The organism is Paenibacillus mesotrionivorans (assembly GCF_046098205.1).
Taxonomy (GTDB): Bacteria; Bacillota; Bacilli; order Paenibacillales; family NBRC-103111; genus Paenibacillus_AR; species Paenibacillus_AR mesotrionivorans.
The window spans coordinates 14846-41188 of record NZ_JBJURJ010000007.1; the positions used below are offsets into that span (position 1 = coordinate 14846).

The 26343-nt window shown below is 49.7% G+C and carries 11 protein-coding genes; 8 read left to right on the forward strand and 3 right to left on the reverse strand.

From position 1 onward, the window contains the following. The first annotated feature begins 102 nt into the window (after positions 1 to 102). Entirely contained in the window at positions 103 to 861 is a 759-nt protein-coding gene (hisF, locus tag ACI1P1_RS11745) for an imidazole glycerol phosphate synthase subunit HisF (protein WP_416216580.1), read from the forward strand. Further along, positions 858 to 1721, forward strand: coding sequence for a phosphoribosyl-AMP cyclohydrolase (hisI, locus tag ACI1P1_RS11750; protein WP_416216581.1), 864 nt, complete (start codon positions 858 to 860; stop codon positions 1719 to 1721). The genes hisF and hisI overlap by 4 nt, the downstream gene beginning before the upstream one ends. 503 nt (positions 1722 to 2224) lie before the next feature. Here hisI and ACI1P1_RS11755 read toward each other — a convergent pair. Next, a complete protein-coding gene (locus ACI1P1_RS11755) occupies positions 2225 to 3760 on the reverse strand; it encodes a glycoside hydrolase family 43 protein (protein ID WP_416216582.1) in 1536 nt (511 codons plus the stop codon). A gap of 13 nt (positions 3761 to 3773) precedes the next feature. Beyond that, entirely contained in the window at positions 3774 to 5336 is a 1563-nt protein-coding gene (locus ACI1P1_RS11760; RefSeq protein ID WP_416216583.1) for a glycoside hydrolase family 43 protein, read from the reverse strand. Between the two features lie 276 nt (positions 5337 to 5612). On the opposite strand from ACI1P1_RS11760, the gene ACI1P1_RS11765 reads away from it, so the two are divergent. From ACI1P1_RS11765 to trxB, 3 genes are all read left to right on the forward strand, one after another. After that, on the forward strand, positions 5613 to 6563 hold the full coding sequence (locus tag ACI1P1_RS11765; protein ID WP_416216584.1) for a ribose-phosphate diphosphokinase: 951 nt from the start codon (positions 5613 to 5615) through the stop codon (positions 6561 to 6563). A 202-nt stretch (positions 6564 to 6765) separates the two neighbouring features. Next, positions 6766 to 8559 (forward strand): tetratricopeptide repeat protein, encoded by a 1794-nt coding sequence (locus tag ACI1P1_RS11770; RefSeq protein WP_416216585.1) that lies wholly within the window; start codon positions 6766 to 6768, stop codon positions 8557 to 8559. A 65-nt stretch (positions 8560 to 8624) separates the two neighbouring features. Beyond that, complete coding sequence (gene trxB / locus ACI1P1_RS11775) at positions 8625 to 9572, forward strand: thioredoxin-disulfide reductase (protein ID WP_416216586.1); 948 nt, start codon at positions 8625 to 8627, stop codon at positions 9570 to 9572. 957 nt (positions 9573 to 10529) lie between these two features. Here trxB and ACI1P1_RS11780 read toward each other — a convergent pair. Then, positions 10530 to 11198: a hypothetical protein gene (locus ACI1P1_RS11780; protein ID WP_416216587.1), complete on the reverse strand. Its 669-nt coding sequence runs from the start codon at positions 11196 to 11198 to the stop codon at positions 10530 to 10532. 452 nt (positions 11199 to 11650) lie between these two features. Between ACI1P1_RS11780 and ACI1P1_RS11785 the strand changes: the two genes are divergently transcribed. The 3 genes from ACI1P1_RS11785 to ACI1P1_RS11795 all read left to right on the forward strand — a co-directional run bounded on the left by ACI1P1_RS11785 (position 11651) and on the right by ACI1P1_RS11795 (position 26223). After that, complete coding sequence (locus ACI1P1_RS11785) at positions 11651 to 22444, forward strand: OmpL47-type beta-barrel domain-containing protein (protein ID WP_416216588.1); 10794 nt, start codon at positions 11651 to 11653, stop codon at positions 22442 to 22444. Between the two features lie 225 nt (positions 22445 to 22669). After that, positions 22670 to 23698: a glycoside hydrolase family 88/105 protein gene (locus tag ACI1P1_RS11790; RefSeq protein ID WP_416216589.1), complete on the forward strand. Its 1029-nt coding sequence runs from the start codon at positions 22670 to 22672 to the stop codon at positions 23696 to 23698. Between the two features lie 209 nt (positions 23699 to 23907). After that, complete coding sequence (locus tag ACI1P1_RS11795) at positions 23908 to 26223, forward strand: helix-turn-helix domain-containing protein (protein WP_416216590.1); 2316 nt, start codon at positions 23908 to 23910, stop codon at positions 26221 to 26223. The last annotated feature ends 120 nt before the right edge of the window (positions 26224 to 26343 follow it).

The following is a 26343-nucleotide window of genomic DNA, read 5'->3' on the forward strand; positions in this document are numbered from 1 at the left end:
GGCTTGGCAGGAGCGGGATGCGCGCGGATTAACCGCCAGGTATCGCGTTCCTTCGAGTGAAGTTCCGGAGAAAGAGGCGGCATGAGGAAAGGAGCGACGGCTATGCTGGCAAAACGCATTATCCCCTGCCTGGATGTGAAGGACGGGCGGGTGGTTAAGGGAGTAAATTTCGTGAATCTGCGGGATGCCGGGGATCCGGTGGAGCTGGCGGCTATCTATGATCGGGAAGGCGCCGATGAGCTGGTGTTTCTGGATATATCCGCTTCTGTGGAAGGTCGCTCCACCATGGTGGAGGTGGTCCGCCAGACTGCGGGGGAGATTACCATTCCCTTCACCGTAGGCGGCGGCATCTCCAGCGTGGAGGATATGACCCGGCTTCTGCGGGCGGGTGCCGACAAAACCGGGATTAACACGGCGGCAGTGAAAAATCCGCAGCTGATCTCGGATGGAGCCCGGCGGTTCGGCTCTCAATGTATTGTGGTGGCCATAGATGCCCGGTTTAACCCAACGTGGGGCGAATGGGAGGTTTATATCCACGGTGGCCGCACCCCGACAGGCATTAAGGCGCTGGAGTGGGCCAGGAGGGTGGAGACTCTGGGGGCGGGAGAGATTCTCCTGACCAGCATGGATGCCGACGGCACCAAGGATGGCTTCGACGTGAAGCTGACCCGGGCGGTGTCCGAAGCGGTAGGCATTCCCGTCATTGCCTCCGGAGGCGCCGGCAAAAAAGAGGATTTTTATGAGGTCTTCACGGCGGCCAAAGCGGATGCAGGTTTGGCGGCGACGATTTTTCACTATAAGGAACTGACCATACATGAAGTGAAGCAGGATTTGCGGGACAAAGGGGTAGAGGTGCGATGAGCAGCAGCGGAACGGAGCAAAAGCGGGCGGCAACGGTTGAGGAGCTGGCGGAGCTGATCCGCTGGTCGCCGGATGGTTTGGTGACGGCGGTAGTACAGGATGCGGCCAGCAAGGATGTGCTGATGGTGGCCTATATGAACCGGGAGGCGCTCAAGCTGACGGTGGAGTCTGGCGATACCTGGTTTTGGAGCCGGTCGCGCAAGGAGCTGTGGCATAAAGGAGCTACCTCCGGCAACGTGCAAAAGGTGAAGAGTTTGGCGTACGACTGTGATGCCGACACGCTGCTGCTGAAGGTGGTTCCGCAGGGACCGGCCTGCCATACGGGCAGCAACAGCTGCTTCTACCGGGAGCTGCCGCTGGGTGGCGCTGCTGGCGAAGCTTCCCAGAGCCGGAGCCGGGCCGATAACGCGACCTTCCACTCTGGACAGAATGCGGACAACGGGAAATCCGGTGGCGGAGAAACCCTTGCGGCAGCGGATCGCGGGACAGAGGAGTATGTGGGAAGCAGCCTGCGGGGTGTGGAGCGCGAAGAGGCCAAGGGCTGGCGGAAGGATGGGGCAGTGGATGCCCAGGACCGCTTCGCCATTCTCGCTAAGCTGGAGTCCACCATTGCGGAGCGCGAGCTGGAGCGGCCAGAGGGTGCATATACCACGTACCTGTTCGACAAGGGAGTGGACAAGATTCTGAAGAAGGTGGGCGAGGAAGCCGGAGAGGTGATTATCGCCGCCAAAAACCGCAGTCCGGAGGAGCTCAGGTATGAGGTAAGCGACCTGATCTATCATCTGCTGGTGCTGCTGCAGGAGCAGAAGCTGCCGTTGGACGACGTTTTGGCTGAGCTGGACCGCAGGCACAATAAATAGAGGATCACTTTTTTTGGTAAAAAGAGTGGTATAGGCGCACAAAGAGAAGTACAGACGAAAAAAGAGAAGTACAGATGAAAAAAGAGAAGTATTGGCCAAAAAGAGAAGTACAGGCGCAAAAAGAGCTTTCCGCATGGGGAAGCTCTTTTTGTACTGACTAGGGGGCCGGGATGTTCGCTGTAGAAGGACAAAACTGAATAGAATGTCCGTCGGAAAGTGGACACTCGGGGAGATAGAGGCTCCCGGAGGTAGAGGCCCATATATTGTTATTGTATCGAACATAAGTTCTATATATTGTGTTTGGCTGAGCATTTTTCCGTGGGAGAGGCTTTGATGCCAGTGTCCACTGTATGAAAGACAAAATACGGGATTTGTCTTTTGGAAGTAGACGAAACCACCGCCGGAAATTTCAACGGATAGTTTCCTTCGTTTCCTTAGGCCCTTTCTGCAACCCGCATGAGGGCCCCCGAAGTATACAAACACGCTCTAGGCTGGGACTCGGATCAATCTCCGGCGCGGTACTCGAACCAGTCGAAGTCTGCGGGGATACGCCGGCCGGAGCCGCCGTTGACGGCGAATAGGCCTACCATGGCGCCGGTGAAGGCTTTTTTCTCTTGGGTGCCTTCATCGCTGAGGAAGCGGGCATCCTCTACGGTGCCAGCCTCCAGCCATTCCGTCCCGTCCAGGCTGTAATAGAAGCTCCGTGTTTCCCCGTCCACCCGGACCTGCAAGTACAGGGTCCCGGTTCCCGCAGGAACCGGATGGGAGGCCAGCTCCCGCAGGCTGCGTGCCCGGTTCTCTGTCAGCTTCACCGCGAGACCGCTGTCTACAGCCGTCAGTGCCAGCTTGATGAAGCAGCGGGAGTCATAATAGCAGGTTAACCCCGCTTGTTCCCCCGCTACACCCGGAGTGAACTCCAGCTTCAATCCGGCCGTATACCGGTGGGCGGTTTCCCGCCGCACCAGGACGTTCTCCGCATCGGTGGAGTCCAGATCAGCATCACCGGTATACAGGCGCAGGAAGCCGGGGCGTTCCGTAAGAGACCAGTTTTCCTCCACGGGATTCCAGGCGAAGCACCAATGAAGGGGAAGGTCTGCCGCTTCGAACTCATCCCGGGCAGGAGGCGCGTCCCACACTGTCTCGGGTAAAGCGGGAGCCTGCTGCACCAGGCTGGGCCCTTGGCCGCCGTTCACCGTAAACCAGCCGTCCTCTGTCCATTGGACTGGCTCCAGATAGGTTTCCCGGCCCAGGGTGCAGAAGCCTCCCCGCAGGGGTCTTCCGCCCAAATGGACCATCCACCATTCCCCATGTTGGGTCTCCACCAGCTTGCCGTGGCCGGCACGTTGGATAACAGCGGCAGGGTCGGTCTGTGTGTGCACCGGATTCGTCGGACAGGCCTCATACGGCCCCAGCAGCCCCCGGGAACGGGCGACTGTGATGCAGTGGCCGTATTCCGTGCCGCCTTCGGCGAGAATCAGATAATACCAGCCGTCCTTCCGCAGCAGATGGGGACCCTCCGGGGAAGCCCGGCCGGTTCCGTCCCACAGCTTCACTGCTTCGCCCGCCGGCGACAAGCTGTCGTCGGATAAAGGAAGCAGCCAGGCGCCGCCCCGGCCATACACCATGTAGCGCCGGCCATCGGCATCCACAAAGTGGGAGGGATCAATCCCCTCATGGTTTAGTACAGAGGGAGCGGAATACGGTCCCTCGGGGCGCTCCGACCGGACCACAATATTGGCCCGGCCCGCTCCAGCCAGCCGGAGGGTAGCCATCAGGTAGAACATCCCGTCCACATAGGAAATATCCGGAGCCCAAATGCCGAAGGAGTCCGGAAGTCCACGGAGGGGAAGGTCCTCACTCCGTGTAAGGCCGTGTCCGATATAACGCCAGTTCACCAAATCCCGGGAATGGGACAGTACCATGCCGGGGAAGAATTGGAAGGTGGAGTTGGCTAAATAATAATCCTCGCCTACCCGCACAATAGACGGGTCCGGATGGAAGCCTGGCAGAATAGGGTTGGTATAGGTTGGTATATTCAAAGGAAATCCTCCTTTAGTTAAGCGGCAAATATTCGAACCAGTCGAAGTCCGCGGCATTACTGCTTGATTGGCCGTGGGAGGTGGCGTACAGGCCCAGATAGGCCCCTACGAAGCCCCCTGCCACATCGGTGCTGAGAATGGTGCCGTCCGCATCGGCAAACAGGGTCAGCCACTCTGCTCCGTCCAGGCTGTAATAGAAGGAATAGGCCTGACCCCGGGCCTCAACCTTCAGGAAGAGGCGCTCCGTTTCCAATGCTGCAGAAGCCAGCGGCTTATCCTCTCCGCCTCTGCGTTCCATCAGTCTGAGAGAGCGCTCCCCGCCGAACATCCCGTATACCATACGGAACTGGTAATGGGCATTCTGCAGCAATGCCATTCCCGCTGCTTCACCCTCAGCTTGGGGAGCGAACTCCATCACGGTGCGGGCGCTGAAGCTCATGTGCTGCTGCCGGCGGCAAACAAATGCGGGATTGGCGTAATCCGCCAGCGTTTCCGGCTTCAGCCGGAGCCGCAAATAGCCAGGACGTTCGGACAGGCTCCAGAAATCACCCCGTGGAGTGCGCAGGAAGTTCCAGGTATCCCCCAGCTGTTCCCCGTCGAAGGGGTCAAAACCGGATACCGCCGGGAACGGGTGGGCCGGCAGCTTCGGAGCGGGCATCACCGCTTCCACGATCCCCTTGCCAGGATTGACCACCGGCCAGCCATCCTCCCATTTGACCGGCACCAGGAAGGTTTCCCGGCCCAGATTGCGGTAGTAGCCGCCGTAAGGGCGGGAGGCCAGACACACCATCCACCAGTCGCCGTCTTGAGTATCGAAAATATCTGCATGCCCCACATTCACGATGGCCGCTTCCCGGCCCAGATGCCGGTGGGTCAGAATGGGGTTGCCCTTATAGCCTTCATAGGGGCCATATACATGCTCACTCCGGGCAATGGTCACGGCATGGGTGAAGCCGGTTCCGCCCTCGGCGATCATGAGGTAATAATAGCCGCCGATTTTGTACAGATGGGGGCTTTCCTGGGCATGGGCCACCTTCAGGGCGCCCTGCCAGAGGCTCCTTTTTTCCCCGGTCAGCTTGCCTGTCGCCACATCCAGCTCGGAAATCCAGATGTCCATATTCTTGGCATGGACCTGTCCCTCCGGGGGAACCCGGTTGCCGGTGTAGTAGACCCTGCCATCATCGTCGAAGAGAAGAGACGGGTCGATGCCGGGTGCGTCCTCCAGCCATATGGGATCAGACCAGGGTCCGGCCGGGTCCTGCGCCGTCACATAGAAGTTGTGCTGCTCCCCTTGGTTATCGACAAAGGTGGTAATCATATAGAAGGTTCCCTGATGGTAACGGATGGTGGGGGCCCAGATCGCCTTGGAGGGCAGAATGCCGTCCATATTCAGCTGTGAGGGGCGGTCCAGCACATGGCCCAGCTGCCGCCAGTGGACCAGATCCCGGCTGTGGAACACGGGAACACCCGGGAAATATTCAAAGCTGGAGGTCACAAGATAATAGTCTTCTCCCACCCGGCATACGGACGGGTCCGGATAAAAACCCGGCAAAATCGGATTTTGATACGTCGCCATAACAGTTCCTCCCTGCAACAGCCCTCCGGGGAAGGCCGGCTCATGATTTCTACCTTATTATAAAACAAAGCGGTTATAAAAATTGGTGTTAGTTTGTTCAATTTCCGAACAAAGTTACATATTCTTTACCGATCAACTAGCCGTCGTGTGATGGGAAGCCATAGGGAAACGTTCATTTTTGAGACTAACAAAAGCGTTCTCAAGGATGTATAATAGAAGTGCCGTTTCACCCGGAAGGTTCATGCCGTATCGGCAAAAAAGCTCAGGAGGGTAACCATGATTTCCGAAAACGTGAAAATTTTCTCCGGTTCTTCGAATCCGCAATTGGCGGCGAAGATCTGCGGAGAGCTGGGTCGTCCGCTCGGACGGGTCAAGCTGTCCCGCTTCAAAAGCGGGGAGCATTATTGCTTGTACGAGGAAACGATCCGCAACTGCGATGTGTTCCTGGTCCAAACCTTTTCCCGGCCCATCAACGAACACTTTGTCGAGCTTCTGGTTATGATGGATGCCGCCAAACGTGCTTCGGCAAGGACAATCAACCTGGTGATTCCGTACTATGGTTACTCGAGACAGGAACGCAAGGCAGCACCGCGGGAGCCCATTTCGGCGAAAATGGTAGCGGATGTACTGACTACGGCAGGAGCCGACAGGGTCATTACCATCGATCTCCATGCGCCCGCCATCCAGGGTTTCTTCAACATTCCGGTGGATCATCTGACGGCTTTGGATCTGATTAGCGATTACATCCGCAAGAAAAATATTGTGAATCCCATTGTGGTATCCCCTGATGCGGGACGGGCTACGACAGCGGAGAATCTGGCGAATATATTGAATGCCCCGTTTGCCATTATGATCAAAAAACGCCCGGAGCATAACCAATCGGTGATTACCCACGTCATCGGCGAGGTGGAGGGGCACACCCCTATTATTATTGAGGATTTGATCGATACGGGCACAACCATTGTCAATGTGGTGGAGAGCCTGAAGGAGCGGGGAGCCAACGACGTGCTGATCTGCGCCACCCATCCGGTATTTTCACCACCGGCTCTGGAGCGTCTGGACCACCCGAATATTATGGAGGTCGTCATTACCGACTCCATTGCCATTCCCGAGGAGCATTCCTCCCGCTTCCACGTGCTTTCTGTAGCGGGGCTGCTCTCCAATGCCATCCGCATTAATACCAGCGGGGGCTCCATCAGCTCTCTTTTCAAATACGGCGGGGTCTAAAGGGTAAAATCAGCAAAGCGTCCTGCGGCGGTTTTCAGCCGGGGGCGCTTTTTTTGGGCTTCCGGATTCTGGAGGGATCTGGAAGGGATTTTCCTGAATCCTCCTGTGCAGACTCGCCTTTACTTCCAAATGGCACTTGGCTATACTTGATTTTAACGGGCAATGTCCCGTATTGAACTGCGAGATCCGGAGGTGCCTTATAATGGGCAAGAAAAAGTGTGTGGCGGCTCCAGGAAACCAGAAAATCATCCCACTGCATATGGATGCCACGTTCTTTTTCGAAAGAGCGGTCCGTTCCTTGGACCGTTACCGATACGATAAGGCGATTAAGTATTTCCGGCGGGCGGTTGATTATGAGCCGGAGAATCCTGTGAATCACTGCAATCTGGCGGGCATCCTGTCCGAGATTGGGAAATATAGCGAATCCAATCAGATTCTGCAGCGTATTGTGGATGAGGTTGATCCGACCATGACGGAATGTTACTTCTATATGGCCAATAATTTTGCCAATATGGAGGATTTCGAGGCGGCGGAAAAGGCCATTATCCACTATCTGGAGAATGATGAGGAGGGCCAGTTCGTTCAGGAATCCGAGGAAATGATGGAGTACCTGAGCTACGAGCTGGAGCGTCCCTCGGAGCCGGCTTTTATCAAAAGCCGTGAGGGGCTGTTTGAGCATGATAAGGCCCGCAGTCTGCTGGAGCAGGGACAATTTGGCGAAGCGGTGAAGCTTTTGAAGCGGGTCATCAAGAAATATCCCGAGTTTCTGGCAGCCAAGAACAATTTGGCGCTGGCTTACTATTATATGGGGCATTTCACCAAGGCTATGGAGACCATCAGCCAGGTCCTGGATCAGGAGGAGGGCAATCTCCACGCGCTGTGCAATCTGGCTATCTTCTATCAGAACCTGGGTGACCGGGAGCGGCTGGAGCGGCTGGCGGCTTTGCTGCGCAAAACCTGCCCCTACCACCAGGAGCATGTGTTCAAGCTGGCTACCACCATGGGGATTCTCGGCGAGCATGAGGCTGCTTACCAGCTGTTCCGCCGTCTGACCAAAGGCGGCTTGTGCGGCGTGGAGGAGGATCCTTCTCTGTTCCATTACATTGCGGTGGCCTGCGTGAATACCGGACGGTATGCGGAGGCGGAGCGGCACTGGCAGCAAGCGGCGCGGCTGGACCCGGCCTCCAAGATTCCGCCCTTCTATCTGACGATGATGGAACGGCGTGATGCCCCCGAGGGTCAAGGCCTGGCGCGTCCCTTCTTGAGCTACCACTACCACCTTCCCTTCGAGGAGCAGTTCCGCTCCATGGAGAAGGAGGAGGGGGAGCTACTGCCGGAAACCATCCGCAAGGACCCGCTGGTCCGGTCCTCCTTCTTCTGGGCGCTGCGCCACGGGGATATGGAGACCAAGCTCCAGGTGATCCAGGCCTTCGGGCTGATTGCGGATCATGAGGTGAAGGAAGCGCTGACAGAGTTTCTTTTGGACCCGTTGGAAAATGACTACTTGAAGCGCGTCGCCATGTTTGTGCTGCGGACCATGAAGGTGTCCGGACCGTATACGGTTATGCTGGAGGGTGAGCTTACCGAGCAGCCCGCCCAGCCCTACGCCCCCGCCCTTCCCGGTTGGGAAGCGGAATGGACTGCGGTTCTGGATCTGGCCTTCTCCAGCATGAACAAACGGTATGATCTTGTGCAGCAGCATGACTTGGAAACGCTCTGGGTGGAATACTTATCCCGAGTGTTTCCGGCCAAACCCCGTATGGCGAAGCCGGAAAGCTGGGCGGCAGCGCTGGAATATCTGACGGCCAAGATGCACCGCCGGTCTGTCACCTATGAGGAGATTGCGGCGCGTTACCAGATCTCCATCAGCGCAGCGCGTACCTGTGTAAAGCATATTGACGATGCCTGCGGCCTCCGTCAGAAGATGAAGGCCATCTATGAGGGAACCCGGCCGGACGGGAGCACAGGAGCCGGAGCAACGACAGAGGAACAATAAGGGAAGTATAAGCTTACGATGCCGGTTTTGCTTACGGCAAAACCCTTAGGGAGGATGAACCTGCAATGTACAAAAGCATTATTATCGGAACCGGCCCTTCGGGCCTTACGGCGGCCATCTACCTGGCCCGGGCCAATATGAACCCGCTGGTGATTGAAGGACCGGAGCCGGGCGGACAGCTAACCACCACCACAGAGATCGAAAATTTCCCTGGGTTTCCGGAGGGAATTATGGGTCCGGAGCTGATGGACAATATGCGCAAGCAGGCGCAGCGCTTCGGTGCCACCTTCAAAACCGGCTGGGTGAAGGGTGTAGAGTTCGGCTCCCGTCCCTTCAAGATCGTAATGGAAGGCGGAGAAACGCTGGAGGCCGAATCGGTGATTATCTCCACCGGCGCCTCTGCCAAATATCTGGGCATCGCCGGCGAGCGCGAGAATGTGGGCCGCGGCGTCAGCACCTGTGCCACCTGTGACGGCTTCTTCTTCCGCGGGAAGAAGATTATCGTAGTGGGCGGTGGCGACTCCGCCATGGAGGAGGCCAACTTCCTGACCCGCTTCGCTACGGAAGTGAAGCTGGTCCACCGCCGCGACGAGCTGCGGGCGTCCAAGATTATGCAAGACCGTGCCCGCGAGAACCCCAAGGTTAGCTGGGGCCTGAACAATACGCCGCTGGAAGTGCTGGCAGGCGACAAAGGCGTTACAGGACTTAAGGTCAAGAACAATGCCACCGGACAGGAGGAGGTTATTGAAACCGACGGCATCTTCGTTGCCATCGGTCATACTCCCAACACCGGATTCCTGGGCGGCCAGATCGAAACCGACGAGACCGGCTACATCAAGGTGAAGCCGGGCACCACCGAAACCAACATCCCCGGCGTGTTCGCCTGCGGCGATGTACAGGACCACCGCTACCGCCAGGCGATCACTGCCGCAGGCAGCGGCTGTATGGCCGCTCTGGATTGCGAGAAGTTCCTGGAAGGCAGCATGGTGCATGACTGGAGCCAAAGCTTGTAATTTCCGTGAAACAAATAAGGAATCAAACAACAACCGTCCGGACTCCGGACGGTTTTTTTTGTAGGAATGTGGGACTATACCGGGAATAATGAATAATTTACAATCAGAGGAAAAGTTGGTATAAACAGCTTGTTGAAGAAAGGGAGCCGGATACAATGAAGTAACATAGATTATATGGACTAATCATGATGGCAATTATTTTTATCCTCTATTTGGAGAGCGCCGGTGCAGTCGTTCCGGATGACAGGAACGATGGGCAATCTCCACCGTTTTTCACAGATCCTTCCCAAATACCTACAGTCGATGGAACGGATATGACTTTTCATTGTTCTGTTGCTGCAGCTCCACACGCGACTCCCGCGGAAATTAATCAGGCCTCAATGAAAGGGGGAGTTGTTCAACACAAACCCTGAGTTGGACGGTGGTATCGAACGTTTTTAAGTGATGTCCCTTGGGAAAAGTGGTAATAGAAGGAGGCATTTCCCGCGATGGGCTGCCTTTTTGTGGTGCGTGTGGGATGGATGGAGTTGTCGCGGTAGGTTTGATTGTGTTGCCAATCACGGTTTTATAAAGATTCTGCAATTTGCAGAAATCGTTTTATGTTACTGGAGCTAGTGAAGATTTAATTCCGCAAGAGCAATTTAAGAGTCGAGCTTAGGGACGTGTAATTTTAAACCAAACAATCTGCTTTCCGTTTGAATATGTCAAAATTACGACATAATTAAATAATGCCTAATTAATTGATAGATTATCCCAAATTTCGACATTATACAGCAAAAGAAGAGTTTATAATTATAAATGGATAATATTCTAATTAGTTCGAAAAGCGTCTTTAATATCCAACTAATGATAGCGCTTTATATGTACGGTAAAACTCTTTCATGAAAGTCAGCCTGTGTTTATTAATTAATTGTCCAGCCAACAAATATTCTAGCTTTCATTATTATGGAGAGAAAGTTATCTTTTAGCTTCTGCCAGTGGGATACCCGTTAAGGTATCAATGCCCTTCAATAGGATAGAGACAGCTTTGTCATTTATAAATATTACTTTCGTATCATTGTTGTAAGAACGAATAACTTCATTACCTTTCTGTTCAGTGTTTATGGGAGAACCCCAGAAGGTTTCAAACTTTGATTCATTCATCGTTACTCTTAAGATATTATTTTTAATTTGAAAAAGCGTTTTGGAGTCTTTTTCATCAAAGGATTGTCCTGAAGGGATGGTTAGCATGCGATTTGTTCTGGAGAATTGATAATATCCAGCAGGAGTTTTAATAATGACGATGTTAAATATATGTCTTTCATTAAAGGTGAGTAAGCCTTTTCCTGCTTTACTCTCAGGCAAGTAATTCGTCATATTTTCCATAAAATAGTACTTTTCTATAAGTGGAGCATTTTCAAATTGATCGTCAGATAAGAGAGGAAGAACCTCTCCTGTTTTATCGGCTAGCTCAGGAATCCCCCCCCTAATAAATGGATAATCGATGGATATCATAGCAATGTATTCTTTTAGATCTATCAATAAATCCCCTTCTTCATCATTCAGGTCGGTTATTTTGAGGAAAATTAGAATAAAAACTGTAAAAATCAAGATAGTCAATAAAATATATATAGACTTATTTTTCATCTATTTTTTCCTCCATATGACTGATTGGATTATTCAATCGCCAAAATCACCATCCAGAGTGTCCACGCCTTTCAGGTAATTGGAGGTTACCTTGTTATCAATAAATGTAACGACTACTTCATTACTATAAGTATTAATGATCTTGTCCCCTTTTTCGGTCTAAATGGGAATCGCCCAATTGTGCCAAACCTTTAGTTGATCATCGTTAAGTATTACGGACTTGTTTTATCCTATATAGAGTATGATAGTTGGCTTTATTAAAAGTTATCTCAGAGAGAAGAGTCAATGTGTGCGAGCTTTTCAAGAATAAAATTAGAATGAATACGATAAAGTCCCGCTTTTTATTCATTAATCCCCCCCTCCAAACATTAGATTTTATACAATTATTGTATAATTTTAAATGATAAAAATGCAAGTAACATTATGACTATCTCTAAGGAGGAAAGAAACAATTGAAAAAACTGATATCTTTATTTATGTGCATGTTATTGATAATAATGGAATTATCTCCTCTGGTTCTAAGTAATTTAATAAGTAGTGCTTATGCAGATAATCTAGATATGGCAAATCTAAATCAAGATGAAGTGCCTTATTTTAAAGATCAAGTCTCTTCTGTAGCCAATTCTACATATACTGAACCTACTGTAATTTCTGGTACGTATAGTTCTACCCCTATACTATTTCCTTCCACATCCGTAACAACCGATACATATAATAAATTGCCAACTTTAAAGTATATAGTCACTTATGCTTCTATTGATAGAAAACAAAATAAAAAGGCAATGAAGTTTTTTCGAAAAAGTGAGACTAGCAAAGTGTTAAGAAGCTTCAAAAATATTCCTCAGGAACTCATGCTCTTATCTGAACCGGAATTAGCAGAATTGAGGATGAATCCAGATATCATTAATGTTGAACCAGATTATTCGGTTTCCCTTTCTGGGGTGGAGAACTCTTCGAATGAGGCCACTACGCTGTCTTATGAGGGATTAAACGGAGAGCAGTTGTTTAGTATGAAAGCTAATGGTCAGGGGATAAGGGTTGGAATTATTGATTCCGGAATAGATATCCATCATCCTGATCTTCTCGTTAGTGGCGGTGTTTCTTTACTGGATGATACATATAATGATGCCAATGGGCACGGCACGGAAATTGCAGGTATTATTGCGGCTCAACTCAATGATTTTGGTATAAAAGGACTGGCACCAAACGCAGAAGTTTACGCGTTGAAAGCATTTAATGCAAGCGGTACTGCGTCACATAGTGACATTATTGCGGCAATTGATTGGGCAATTGAAAATCATATCAATATCCTTAATATGAGCTTTGGGGGAAAGGAGAATGGACAAGCACTTCAAAGCGCCACCCAAGCCGCTTGGGATGCCGGCATTTTGCTTGTCTCTGCATCAGGAAATAAAGGACAGTCTACTATTGAATATCCTGCTGCCTATTCTTCCGTTATGGCAGTTGGTGCAGTGAACAATGATTTAACTCTGGCACCATTCTCTAACTATGGCGATAAGCTTGAATTGGTTTCATTCGGTTCAAATATTTACACAACAACATTAAATTCTTCATACCGATTAGTATCAGGGACTTCATATGCAGCGGCACAGGTTACAGCTTCAGCAGCAGCTCTGTGGTCCTATCATCCTGATTGGAATGCTGAAATGGTAAGAACTGCTCTGCTCAATTCGTCAACTGCCATTGGCGAACAAAATATGTTTGGATACGGCTTGGTAAATCCTTTAGGTGCAGTAAAAGGTCAATTTCCAAGGGACGTTACTGTTGATTTCGAAGGGACAGTAAGTGGGGCTGTTTATGGAAATTTCTTTACTAAGTTGTCTTATTTAAATAAAACACCCCAAGATCCTTATACTATGAAACAGGGACAAATCACACGCTTTTCTGTAACTTCGGAGGATGATATTGTAGATTATTATACAGGTGTATTTAATTCGGAAAATGTAAAAATACAAGAAAAGTATGTTTCTTCCGGTACGGGTCTGCTGCCAGCTGGTTCATTGCTTTTTCATGATTTCATTACGAATGCTTCAACGCCTGTTGGGACATATACAGTTAAAATATCGCCTTGCTTTGATACTTCTGGTGGTATATACGGCTGCCCGAAAGATTCGGCTATAAAGTGGGATGTAATTTTGGAGCCTCCCGTAGGACCCGATACAGAAAAGCCTAACATTCAATCACTTAAGCCCGATCAAACATACTTTGAACTTTATAAACCGATTACACTTCGTGCCTCAGCAAGTGATAATCGCGGTGTCAAAAAAATGACTTTTTGGTACAGCATTGAATTGAGTAATGGAGAATGGGGATCGGATTATTATATTGGGGAAACTCCCAATTCCCCCGTTTCAACTAACATGACAAGTTCTATAGACTGGACTCCTACTCAGAATGGAGGCTATTACAGGTTTAAGGTAGTAGCGTATGACGAAGCGGGGAACAGTTCTTGGTACAGCACTGGCCAAAAATTCTATGTAAATCCAGATATAACACCACCCAGAGTAGGGCTTAGTTATGATCAGAGCGCCCGATTAATGAGCAATTATGAAATTCCCATTTCTTTTTCTGCTTTTGATGATGGCGGAATTAGTGAGATGTATCTTCGTATCTACCAAGCAAATGATCCAGAAAGTCAGTTTGATTTAAATAATAACAATATTGAATGCAAATTGAATAGTTCTGTTACCGACAAGTTAATTGGTGGGTATGGTACGTTTTCATGGCTTGCTTATACTTCGGGATGGCATCGAATTAGTATTGTTGCTGTAGATGGAAATGGAAATAAGACAGAAGAAATGATAACTCCGCACTCTTTTACAGATATCTATATAGCTACTCCAACGGTTGTTTTTGTACCAGGATTTTTAAATACGAGGTTAAAAAGTGGTGGACAAACTGCTTGGATACCTGATGAACTTTTAGACAGTTATGGTGAAATGAAAAAATTTAATCGAGTTGTTACTGAGATGAATCTATCCACCATTGTCAGTAAACTAACCTCCATATTATTAATGGATAATAACGGCAATTCCTACAATGATGTATCCACTTTCGGTATTATTCAAGATGGACCTGCCAAGGATGTTGGAACGTTACTTTATAATTTACGACGCGAAGGAATAAATGTAGCAGAAGTAGCCTATGACTGGAGATTAGATGTTACAAGCAATGAGGTACAAAATGCTATAGCTTCAACTGTGGAGAGAGCGTTACAAAAAACACATGGCCAACCTATATCGATAGTTACTTATAGTATGGGGGCATTGCCTGTAAGAAAATTCTTATTGGATCATCAATATGAACAAGGAATGAACATTGATTCTTTGATTAATATTGCTCCCCCATCTTTAGGAACTTTCTATGGATTCAAAGGAATTGAGATGGGTGATGACCTTGGTATTATTAACTCAAATGGATTTTTTACTGATGCCATAAACAGTGGGGTTATCAAGCCTTTCCTTCATAATATGGCATCTGTGTATCAATTAATGCCAGGAGAACTGTACAACACTATTTATCAAGATAAGTTAGGGCAACAAGCGTTCTATACAGATAATAAAAGTGTACAGAATTATTCCGAACTGCTTATATATATGGATAATAATGAAAGTTTCAATTCTAAATTAATTGAAAGGGGCCGAACATTCAGAAGTTTTATTGAGGATAGCGGACATTATGTTAAGCCGGAAATCAAAAAGTTTGTATTTGCGGGTTATAAAAGAAATTTTGAAAGTTCCAATCCAGATTTATGGGAAAAAGCCGATCCAGGGGCCGATATTATAGGTATGAGTAGGAGCTATAAGTATAGATACGGTTATGAAAATGCCCCAATTAACTTCCCCATCCCTTATAAAGACACCTTTTATCATGGGGTTGGAGATGGAGTGGTGCCGCTGAAGAGCGCTTCTTTCCGTTTTGAACGCGATACTAATGTATATTATGTTGGAAGGATGCATACTTCTATTGTTGGAGACGGTAAGGTTAATTCTGCTATCAAAGAAATAGTTTTAACGGGAGCAACTACCCAACAATTTATTACTGATCCTGATCAAATCCCAATAGTAGGCGGAACCAGCCTGACTATTAACTGCCCAGTAAATGTATCTGTTCACGATGCCAATGGAAATTATGCTGGCCTTGATGAAAATGGATCTCTGGTAAACAATATATCGGAATTAAGTTATGACATTATCGGAGAAACAAAAACACTATTTGTTCCTGAGGGAGTTAATCTTGATATTAATATTAATGGCTATGACACTGGAACGATGGATATAGATTTCATCGACTATGAAAAAGACAAGCCGATTACTGCCAACACAATTATTGATGTGAGGATTATAAACGGAACGAAGCTTTCCTTTTCGTTTAATGCGTTAATCGAAGATAACAAGGACGTTAATATTCTCTATGACTTCCGCGGCGATGGGCAAACTACGGTGCTTCACCCTGGTCAACAAATTCCGTTTGATCAACTAATGAATGATGAGGTTCCTCCTGTTTCTATCCTTTTGATTGAACCCGCTTTACACAACAACTGGACCGGGGGAGGTGCGGTCATTTCATTGTCGGCAACAGATGCAGCCAGCGGGGTTTCAGGCATCTATTATCAACTTGATGGGGGACCCGAAACGGAGTATAAGGCACCTTTCACGGTTGAAGGTGCAGGAGGACATGAAATAACTTATTTTGCTATGGACTATTCTGGGAATATTGAAGAACGTCGTACTCAGATTGTTCAAATTGATATGACTGCGCCTGGAAAACCTTTGATTGTCCCAACCACTACTGATTGGACCAATCAAGATGTTCTACTGACCATTATCCATGGGGAGGATATGGGAAGCGGTGCCCACAAAAGCCAATACAAAATCGGAGCTGAAGGCCAATGGCACGATTACACGGAACCATTTACAGTATCAGATGATGGGGCAAATACTATCTTTGCGCGGACTCTCGACTGGGCGGGAAATGTCAGTGAAGAAGTAAATGTTACTGTTCTTATCGATAAAGTAGCTCCTAACGTACCTACGATTGAGGCCACTACAACCGATTGGACCTTTCAGGATGTGACAGTGGAGCTTACTGGTGGTCTGGACTTCGGAAGCGGTCTAAAGGAGCTTCAATACAAGCTGGGTCCTACTGAAAATTGGGCCACCTACAGCGGACCTATGGTGATAACAGCGGAAGGCCTAACTGAAATTCAGGCGCGCGCAGTGGATATTGCCGGAAATTTGAGCAGGGAATCTGCCATTTCGGTAAAGATTGATAAAGTTGCTCCGACTTCACCTCGAATTGAAGTTTCCACTAAAGAGTGGACGAACCAAACCGTGGTTATGGAAGTGATTCAGGGGACGGATGACCGAAGCGGGATTAAGAAGACTCAATATAAAATTGGTTCAGCCGGAAATTGGATGGATTATTCAGTAAAAGTATCTTTGGAAGCTGATGGCGAGTATGACATTTTTGCAAGGTCGCTGGACCATGCAGGCAATATCAGTACAGAAGCTTGGACAACGGTGAGGATTGACAAGACTGCCCCATCAGTTCCAGCACTGGCACCATCTCAAAGCGGATGGACCAACCAGGATGTTGCCGTTACGCTGACTGCAGGTACTGATGTATTAAGCGGTGTTCTCAAAAGTCAGTATCGAATTGGGGAACAGGATACTTGGAAGGACTATGTGAACCCTATCCTCATTCATGAAGAGGGTGTACATTCCGTAAATGCCAGGACCCTGGATGTAGCCGGGAATATCAGCCAACTCGTGTCTATCAATGTCAAAATTGATAGGACGCCTCCTTCCACACCTACAGAATTGGAACTTACCGGAAAGAATGAAACAAGCGCCTATTTTGAATTTCAGGCTGCCGCAGATAATTTAAGTGAAATTACCTATGAAATACATGTCAATGATACTTGGACAAGGGATGAGTCCAAAACAGTGGTTGGATTGCATTCACTTAGAACGAACACCTATCACCATATTCAAGTGAGGGCGAGAGATGAAGCGGGCAACCTTTCCGCATTGTCTGCCCCTATAGAGGTTCTGACTAATAATCCGATTTCTCATCGTAACGGCTCTACGTTGCTGTTGCATATGGATGGTACTGTTTGGGCATGGGGAAATAACCGAAATGGTCAAGCCGGTGATGGAACAATGGCCAGCGTGAAAACCACTGCTGGAAAGGTGAAAGGACTGGATTCAGTGGTTGCTGTGTCTGCAGGAGCCTACGACGAATATGGCGAAGACATTAATTATAGTGTTGCGTTAAAACGGGACGGGACAGTTTGGGTTTGGGGCAATCAAAAGGGATACGGATATATTGTTCCTGTTCCGGTTATCAACTCGTTGCCCGTACAAATTCCGGGACTGGATTCTGTTAATGCCATTGATGCGAACGGTAGCAGCATATACGCTGTTAAAGCAGATGGAACTGTATGGAAGTGGGGTTTTGAAAGAACGCTTGAGCAATTGAATATTACTGACGCTATTGGAGTTTATAATGGAATTGTACTGAAACGAGACGGAACTGCCTGGACAGAGGACCTTTATTATAGATTCAATCAGATTTCCGGAATCGATAACATTTCTGTAGTAGCTGGTAGCTCCTCAACCTTATTCTTAAAGGAGGATGGCACTGTTTGGGAGCCGGAAATAAACAACAATCAATATCAAGTGTCCAAGGTCACATTTCCTGAAAACGTAAAAATTATTGCAATTGCTACTGATGAGGAGAGATTCGTGGAAAAAACTAACTTTGCTTTATCAGACCAGGGGGAGGTTTGGATTTGGGGTTTGCACACTGAATATGTATACAGGGCTGGAGACGGAGCTTTGTCAGAAAATCAACTCTATATTGATGTGCCAAGGAAAGAGAAGATTGGGCAAGCCTCCTCTCTTTCAGGAAACCGCTACAGCTATGTAATTGCAAAGGAGGGTGATAAGCAGGCAATTTGGACCTATGGCAGAAACTATAGGGGGGAGCACGGAAACGGGACAACAGAAACATACTATGGATCTACGAAAATGCTATATAACACAAAACCCTTAACCGCTTTTATTTCCGCAACCAAGGGTACTTTAAATGCTCCTTATGAAGTGACAATAGCGGACGGCAGGGTATATTGGCACCTTGAGGATGCAGTCCAGACCGTTTTTACAGCTTACCAGCTTCAAGTCCTAGATGAACGTGGAGAACAAATTGTTTTTGACACCGGTATTCAAAACCGAGTGTCTTCCTCCTCTGCCTGGAGCTACCGCATTCATACAGAGGATTTGCCTGAGAATCAGATCATGCAGTATAGGGTGCGGGTTAAGGATTCTGATGATTACTGGTCAGATTGGTCGGAAGCAGGGTGGCTTCGGGTTGAGCCTGCTGCTGTTTCGGGCGAGGTTGCCGGATCCGGTTCGCATAGTCTGTTGTTGAAGGAGGATGGGACTGTATGGGCCTGGGGAAGAAATGAAAATGGGGAGCTTGGTGATAGGACAACGATGAATCGTTCCACCCCTGTTCAAGTGGAGGGTTTTGATAAGGTTATCCATATTCGTGCCGGCAATGGATACAGTATGGCAATAAAACAAGATGGAACTCTCTGGGGATGGGGAAATTCTGAAACTATTCCTCAATTATTAGGGCAAGAAAATACGGAAGGGTTTGGTTATGGAGGTGTTTATTCCAGAATTGTTGCCATTAACCAAACTGGAGATGTTAAGTATGATTGGCCATTGATAAAAACTGAATACTCATCAGCTGTTTACGACAAAGCAATTTTGACGGATTCGGGTGATGTATTCTTTACTAAAAATTCGGGGCAGATCTCATACTCTAAACTTGTGCTCCAGGATGTTATCGATATTGCCGTCGGAGCAGATCACTATCTGGCACTTAAGCATGATGGTACTGTATGGGCCTGGGGAAAGAATCAGGATGGGCAATTGGGTATTGGAATCAAAGAGGGGTCAAACTATCATGATACACCTGTCCTTGTTGAAGGGATTCCACCTATACGCAAGATATTTGCTAAAGAAAATTCCAGTAAAGCAATTGACCAGTTGGGTGTAATATGGAACTGGGGTCGGCTTTATGGGCTTGAAACACAGGGATCAGACAATCCTTATCCGACTTTGATGTCTAAAGCAACTCCCCAAGTTATTAATTCCATGGAAGGATTTAAAACATTGGCGATAGGCAGTGAAAATCACCTTATTGCTTATCGAAATGATGACGACCTATATGGTTCAGGGTTAAACTTGTATGGTAGTTTGGGAGATGGAACGCAGAAGCTCTCTCTATTTACCAAAGTGGCGCATACTCCTTTACCCATGCCTGTAGCTCGTTTAACTGTTCGTGAAATTGAAGCAATATTATCTTGGGATGGAGTCCCTGGTGCAACTCACTATTTCATCCAAGTGGATAATGGAGCGGTGGAGAGGATTTCCGGGACTTCATATTACGCAAGAGGCCTTTCTGCAGGCGTAGAGCATATATTCCAAGTCCAGGCGGTATCAGCTGACAATGCCAGTGCTTGGACAAAAGTACCCTTCTTCACATTGCCAGATGTTCCCCGTTTGATCGATAGCAGTTCTACCAGTTCGTCCATTCAGCTTAACTGGGCCTCAATTGTTGGAGCCGACAGTTACGAGGTTGAGGTGAATGGCATTGTTGGCGCGGCAAGTGGAAACAGCTTCCTTCAAACAGGGCTTCTGCCAAACAGCCTCTATGAAATTCGGGTCCGTTCTATTGGCAAGAGCGGTTATAGTGATTGGAGCATTCCGTTGAAGGTGCAAACAAGGCTTGTAACTCCAGTGCTCAAAAGGGATATCTCGAACGCTTCATCTATTACCTTGAGTTGGACTGCGACTTCTGGGGCGACTGGGTATAACATTAAAGCGGATGATCGGGTAATTGAGCTTGGCGGTGTGACATCGTTTACGGATAGCAGCCTGGAGCCCAACTCCCCTCATTCCTATCAGGTGCAAGCTGTGTTGCCTACGAATTGGAGCGACTGGAGCGAGATGATGAGCACGTCAACAGCGCCTGGCCGCCCCAATGCTAGTTCAATCTCTGGAAGCTCATTCATTGAGGTTAAGTGGCCGCCTGTTGTTGGTGCAGTCGGATATGATGTCGAGTTTGACGGAACGGTGGAATCAGTATCCGGGGAAAGCTACAAGAAGGAAGAGCTTTCTCCTAATTCCAGCCATACGATTCGTATACGTGCCAGAAACGACATCGGAACTGGAGATTGGGGAACTCCGATTCAAGCTTTGACCAGGCTGGCATCGGTTACTATTGACAGCACTTCTTCCACCAGTTCTTCTATCACGCTGGAATGGTTAGCCGTTCCTGATGCACAGGGCTACAGGTTATTGATAGATGGCTTGGAGAAGGATGTTGAAAATGCAACTGTCTATATACATGAGGGGCTAGTTCCCAATACTCAACATCGATATCAGATTAAGGCCTTATCTACAAACAATTCCAGTGAATGGAGTGAAGAATGTACTACCTCTACCTTGATTATGAGCACAGACAAGCCGGTTGTCGTCCCGGCTGACACTTCTATTTCCATATCATGGAACGAAGTCTCGGGAGCTATTGGGTACGAACTTGAAATTAATGGAGAAGTCATTAAGACCCAACAGAATATCTACACCAAGTCTGGATTGTCTCCGAATACTGTCTATACCATTCGTGTTCGCTGGAAAACAGCTGAGCAAGTTTATGACTGGAGTGAAGCAACCGTTGTGGCAACATTGCTGACTACTCCAATAGTTACAGCAAGCTCTCTCGATAACAGTATTATCCTAAGCTGGTCACCTGTTTTGGGAGCATCCGCTTACTTGGTTTCTGCTGATGGAGTTGTTGTTAGTAACGGAGACAGTTGCTCTTATATTCACCCCGGATTATACCCAAATACTAGTCATAGCTATAGTGTGCAGGCTATTACGGGGACTAATTCCAGTAAATGGAGCATAACCGCACAAAAGTATACTTCCCCCCCTACACCGACTGCACCCACTGCTTCTGCAACACTAACGGATTTATCTGTTACTTGGATGGCAGTGTCTGGAGCTAGCAGCTACGATGTGGAGGTTAATGGAGTAGTGGTGGCTACAGTCTCATCCCCCTCCTACAAAAAGTCAGGTCTTTCCCAGAACACCGGATTGACCATTCGTGTTCGGTCCAAAAATAATAACGGAAGCAGTTCTTGGAGTCCTTCGGTAACCGCATATACTCTATTGAATGTTCCGGTAATAAGCAGCGTAACAGTCAATAGTAGTTCAATAACGCTTGCGTGGAATCAGGTGTCCGGGGCGACGGGATACCGCATCAAACTGGACGACGGTTATATTTATGAGACCAATGCTCTGTCATATACGATAATAGGATTGTCGCCAAACACGGCTCATACGGTTCAAATATATGCCTATAATGCAAATACGACTAGTACTTGGACATCTGTAATGAATAAAACTACAGCTCCAGCAATACCGGCCATCATTGGAGTTAACGTGCAGATTAATTCATTTACCTTGAACTGGACATCATCGCCGGGAGCTTCAGGCTATGATGTGGAGCTCAACGGAACGATTAGTTCAGTCTCGGGAACAAGCTTGACTAAAACGGGATTGCAGCCCAATACGAGTCTGGTTCTGCGTGTTAGGTCTAAAAACAGTAGCGGGGTAAGTGAATGGAGCGAGACGTTATCCAACATAGCAACAAAATTGGTCGTTCCTGTAGCTACTGGAACATCAACAAGCAATTCCATTTCTCTAACCTGGCCCAATGTGTCAGGGGCAACAGGATACAATGTGAAATTATCGAGTTCTTCTTATCAGTCGTATACCGTTTTTACCAATTCAAATTCATTCTTTATCTCGGGTTCGCCTGGAAGCTCTCATACTTATCAGGTACAGGCTGTGTCCTCCACTAACTCAAGTGATTGGTCTTCACCTGTAACTAGATTTATGGCTCCGGCAAAACCGAATTCACCCACTGCAGTTGCTACTACCACAAGTTTGCAAATCTCCTGGGGTGCAGTAGCTGGAGCAACCGGCTATGATCTTGAAGTTGATGGAACTGTTATTTCTGTTTCAGGTACATCCTACACGAAGTCGGGCTTGTTGACCAAAACCTACCACCAAGTCAGGGTTCGTTCCAAGAATTCCGGAGGTGTTAGTGATTGGACATCCATTGTAACCTTTAGAACTCTTTAATAAAAACCGGCTTTTCCAACGTCATTTTTTTTCATAACGTATGGAAAAGCCGGTTTTTTACACTTTTTGATGATATATTTGCGGAACACCGGGCCGCGGCACATAGTGCCCCCGACTTTCCGGTCCGGGGGCATTGCCATCCATCGCTCCAAAAAAATGACTATTGAAACGAAACCCGCTTTTGCTTACGGTGGAGCCGTACATGAAACTGAAGGAGGAACCGGGATGTCACGCAGCTTATCTGCAATAGCCGGGCAAGTCTCACAGGCAACAAAACGGATGCCGATGGCGGAATGGAACTGGAGCGAGGGAGTGGCGCTGTACGGGCTGGTTTCGTTGTGGAAAACCACGGGAGACGATGCGCTCCTACAATATTTGAAGACATGGGTGGACGGTCAATTGGCCCGGGGGCAGGTGTTTGAAACGGTCAATGCGACAGCGCCCTGCTTTTCGCTGATTGAGCTGTATACAGCTTCCGGGGAACCCCGTTACGCGGCTATTATTAAATCGAGGGTGGAATTTCTGCTCCGCCGGGCGGAACGGCTGGAGAACGGCGCGTTTGAACACACGCTGGTGGAAACCAGCTTCGGCGGGCAGATGTGGGTGGACACGCTGTTTATGGCCGGATTGTTTCTGGTCAAAGCGGGGCTTTTGCTGGGGGACCGGGAGGCGGTCGAGGAAGGGCTAACCCAATATTTCCTGCATGTGCGCCAGCTGCAGCAGGAAAATGGCTTGTATGTCCATGGCTGGGATGAAAAGAAGAATGGCCCCATCGGGTGTTTGTGGGCACGGGGCAACGCCTGGGCAGCCATTGTGTCGGCGGAGCTGCTGGCGCTGCTTCCGGAGACGGAGCCGGCACGGGAGCGGATCAGCGCTGCCCTGTCCCGGCAGCTGGCGGGTTTACTGCGTTACCAGGATATTTCCGGCTTATGGACAACCGTAATGGACGTGCCGGAAACCTATGTGGAAACCTCCGCCGCCGCGGGCATTGCGTATGCGGTTAAACGGGCGCTGCACTTCGGCCATGAGTATGAGGCGTATGCGGAGATGGCTGACCGGGCCGCGCGCGCCGCATTGTCCCACGTGGATTGGGAGGGAGTGCTCCGCGGCGTATCCGCCGGCACGGGAGTGCAAAAGCATCCCGGTGAATATCACGTTATTGCCCAGCACCGGGCGGAGGGGTACGGGCAGGGGTTGCTTCTAATGCTGCTGTCGGCGATGATGGCTGAGAACGGCCATGAGGCTGCAAAATAAAAAGCAGCTGAAATATGAAAACCTCCATATATGACCGTAAACCAACCAAGAGCCTGGAATATTCCGGGCTCTTAGCCATGCCGTATGATGGCGCAGGCATGCTGCAAAGCGGCGTATCAGCAGTTCCGAAAAGAAGACGATTTGGATGAAAGCGTTTTTTTGATATAATGAAGCGGCAAAAACCCGATGTGAAAGAAGGGGAGACATCTATGAAACTTGTCCGCAAGCTGGTTAGGCAGAGGTCCCTCGCCTTGCTTTTGCTTCTTTCCATTGTGCCTGTGCTGGGGTTTGGAACGTTCAGCTATTCCATGAGCCTCCGGCTGATCGAGGCGGAGGTAAAACGGACCTCCGAGGTGGCCATCGCCCAGATGAAGGAGCAGGTGGACCAGCTGCTCCGGCAGACGGAGGAGGTAACGGGGCAGCTCTCGCTCCAGGCGGGGATGCTCCAGCTTGTTAAGATCCAGGAAACCCCGCTCTTGGGCACGCTGCAGGCAGCCAATGATATTAGACGCGACCTGTCCAATTTCTCCACCTCCATCCATGCGGTGGATTCGGTGTATCTTTATCACCGGAAGCAGCAGCTGGTGCTGACCTCCAATGCCCTGCTGGACATGGAGAGCTTTTCCGATACCTCCTGGCTGCCAGCCTTGCAGCATGCAGCGGCGGAGCGCAAATCCAAGCTGTGGATTACTCCCCGTGATACAGGCTCTGAAGCGGCTCCAGGCTCCCAGGTCCTCACGTATATGCTGCCGCTGCCTTATTTCTATGACGAGCCCGAGGCGGCGCTTATTGTTAACGTCAAGGCCGGTGTTATTGCCGATATGATTCGTTCCTTCCCCTTTGACAGCAGAGGCGGGCTGCTTGTATTTTCTCCGGCGGGGCAGACGATTGTGCAAGCGGGCCAGCTGCGGCTGGGAGAGCCGGACAACATCGGCGCTATGCTGGGTGGGAAAGCAGCTGCGGCTGACAGCCGTCCGGTCAAGCTGGATACGGAGGCCGGCGCCATGTACGTGACCACCGAACGTTCGGAGGCCTACGGCTTTCTCTACGCTATGCTGATCCCCGTAGATGCCGCATCCCGCAACGCCCAGCTGCTCAAGCTGTGGATGGTAGTGGCCACTGTGGTCTTATCCCTGTTATCCGTATTTGTCGCTTATTTCAACGTCCGCCAGTTCCAAGCCGGTCTGCGCCGGATTTTCCTGACCCTGCGCGGTAAGGAGGAAGCAGGCGGGGAGACGGAGCAAGAACCCTTCGACGCCGACTACGCCGGGGGGTTCGCCCGCATTGAGAATAGAATCGCCGCGCTGTTGAAGGAGATGGGTGAGGTTCGCTCCCAATGGAAGAGCCAGCTGCCGGTGCTGCGGGACCACTTCCTGCTGTCCGCCCTGCTTGGCAACCATGCCGGGATGGATCCGTGGCTGCGCCACAAAACGGCGGAGCCGGCGCTGTTCCCGGATCCGGTCTTCTGTGTGCTGGTGGCGGAGATGGATGCCACCGGCGAAAGCGCCCGCTTCCGCAGCGGAGAGGATGCCTGGCTGTTCCTTTTCGCCGTGGGGAATATCAGCCAGGAGCTGCTGCGGGATAAGTTCGCCACCGAAACGGTCCTCTCCCGGCAGCATGTGGCCATCATCCTGAATATGCCGGAGACGGAGGCCGACCGGGAGACGGTCCGGGCTGCGGAGAAGCTCCGTTATGCAGTATCCTCGTATCTGAAGCAAACGGTGACCATTGCCGTAGGCCGGATTGTTGGCGATTTCCGCGAGCTGTCGGTTTCGTATCAGGATGCGCTGCATGCTCTTCAGGAGCATTGGCCCAAGGCCGGGAACGAGGTTATCCGCGGAGGGCAGGCACCGAAGGCTCCCATGTTTGTGCCGTACCCCGCCGAATGCGAAGCGGCGCTGCTGGCGGCCATCCGCGAGGGCGACCGACCGCAGGCTGCTCAGGAGCTGGAAACCTTCTTCGACGGGCTGAACGGCAGCCGCCTTCCTTTTGCACTGATCAAAACCTATGCCATGCAGCTGCTTGTTTCCATTATCAGGCTGCTTCAGGAGTATGATCCGGACCTGGCTCTGACCTTCCCCGGCCGAAGCCTGTACGCCGAATTTGCCCAATTGAATGCTTCACCTCCCATGTGCAGCTGGTTTGGCGAAACCGTTGTAGAGCCGGGAATCAACTTCCTAAACGGACTGAAGCGACTGCGCATGGAGACCATTATGGACCGTACCAAAAAACTGATTGAGGAGCGGTACCGGCAGGACTTGTCCCTGCAGCTGGCTGCCGAGCAGTTGGGCATCAGCCCTTCCTACTTAAGCGAGCTGATCAAGCAGCATTGGGGGGAAACCTTCATTCAATATGTCACCCGTTACCGGGTGGATAAAGCGAAAAGCCTGCTGCTCAAAACCGAGCTGAACATCGCCGACATAGCCTCCGAGATCGGATATGGCAATGCCACCCATCTCATTCGGGTATTCAAAAAATCGGAGGGTGTGACGCCGGGAGAATACCGCCAGCAGAACCGCTCTTAAACTGTGCAGCAGCACGCCGCAGCCCCTCAAAGCTACGGCGTTTTTCATTCCGGCCTCCACGAAAAAGTGATGATTGTGATGATATCCGGGGCACCGTAAGCTGTGGTCATCGGCAGCCGG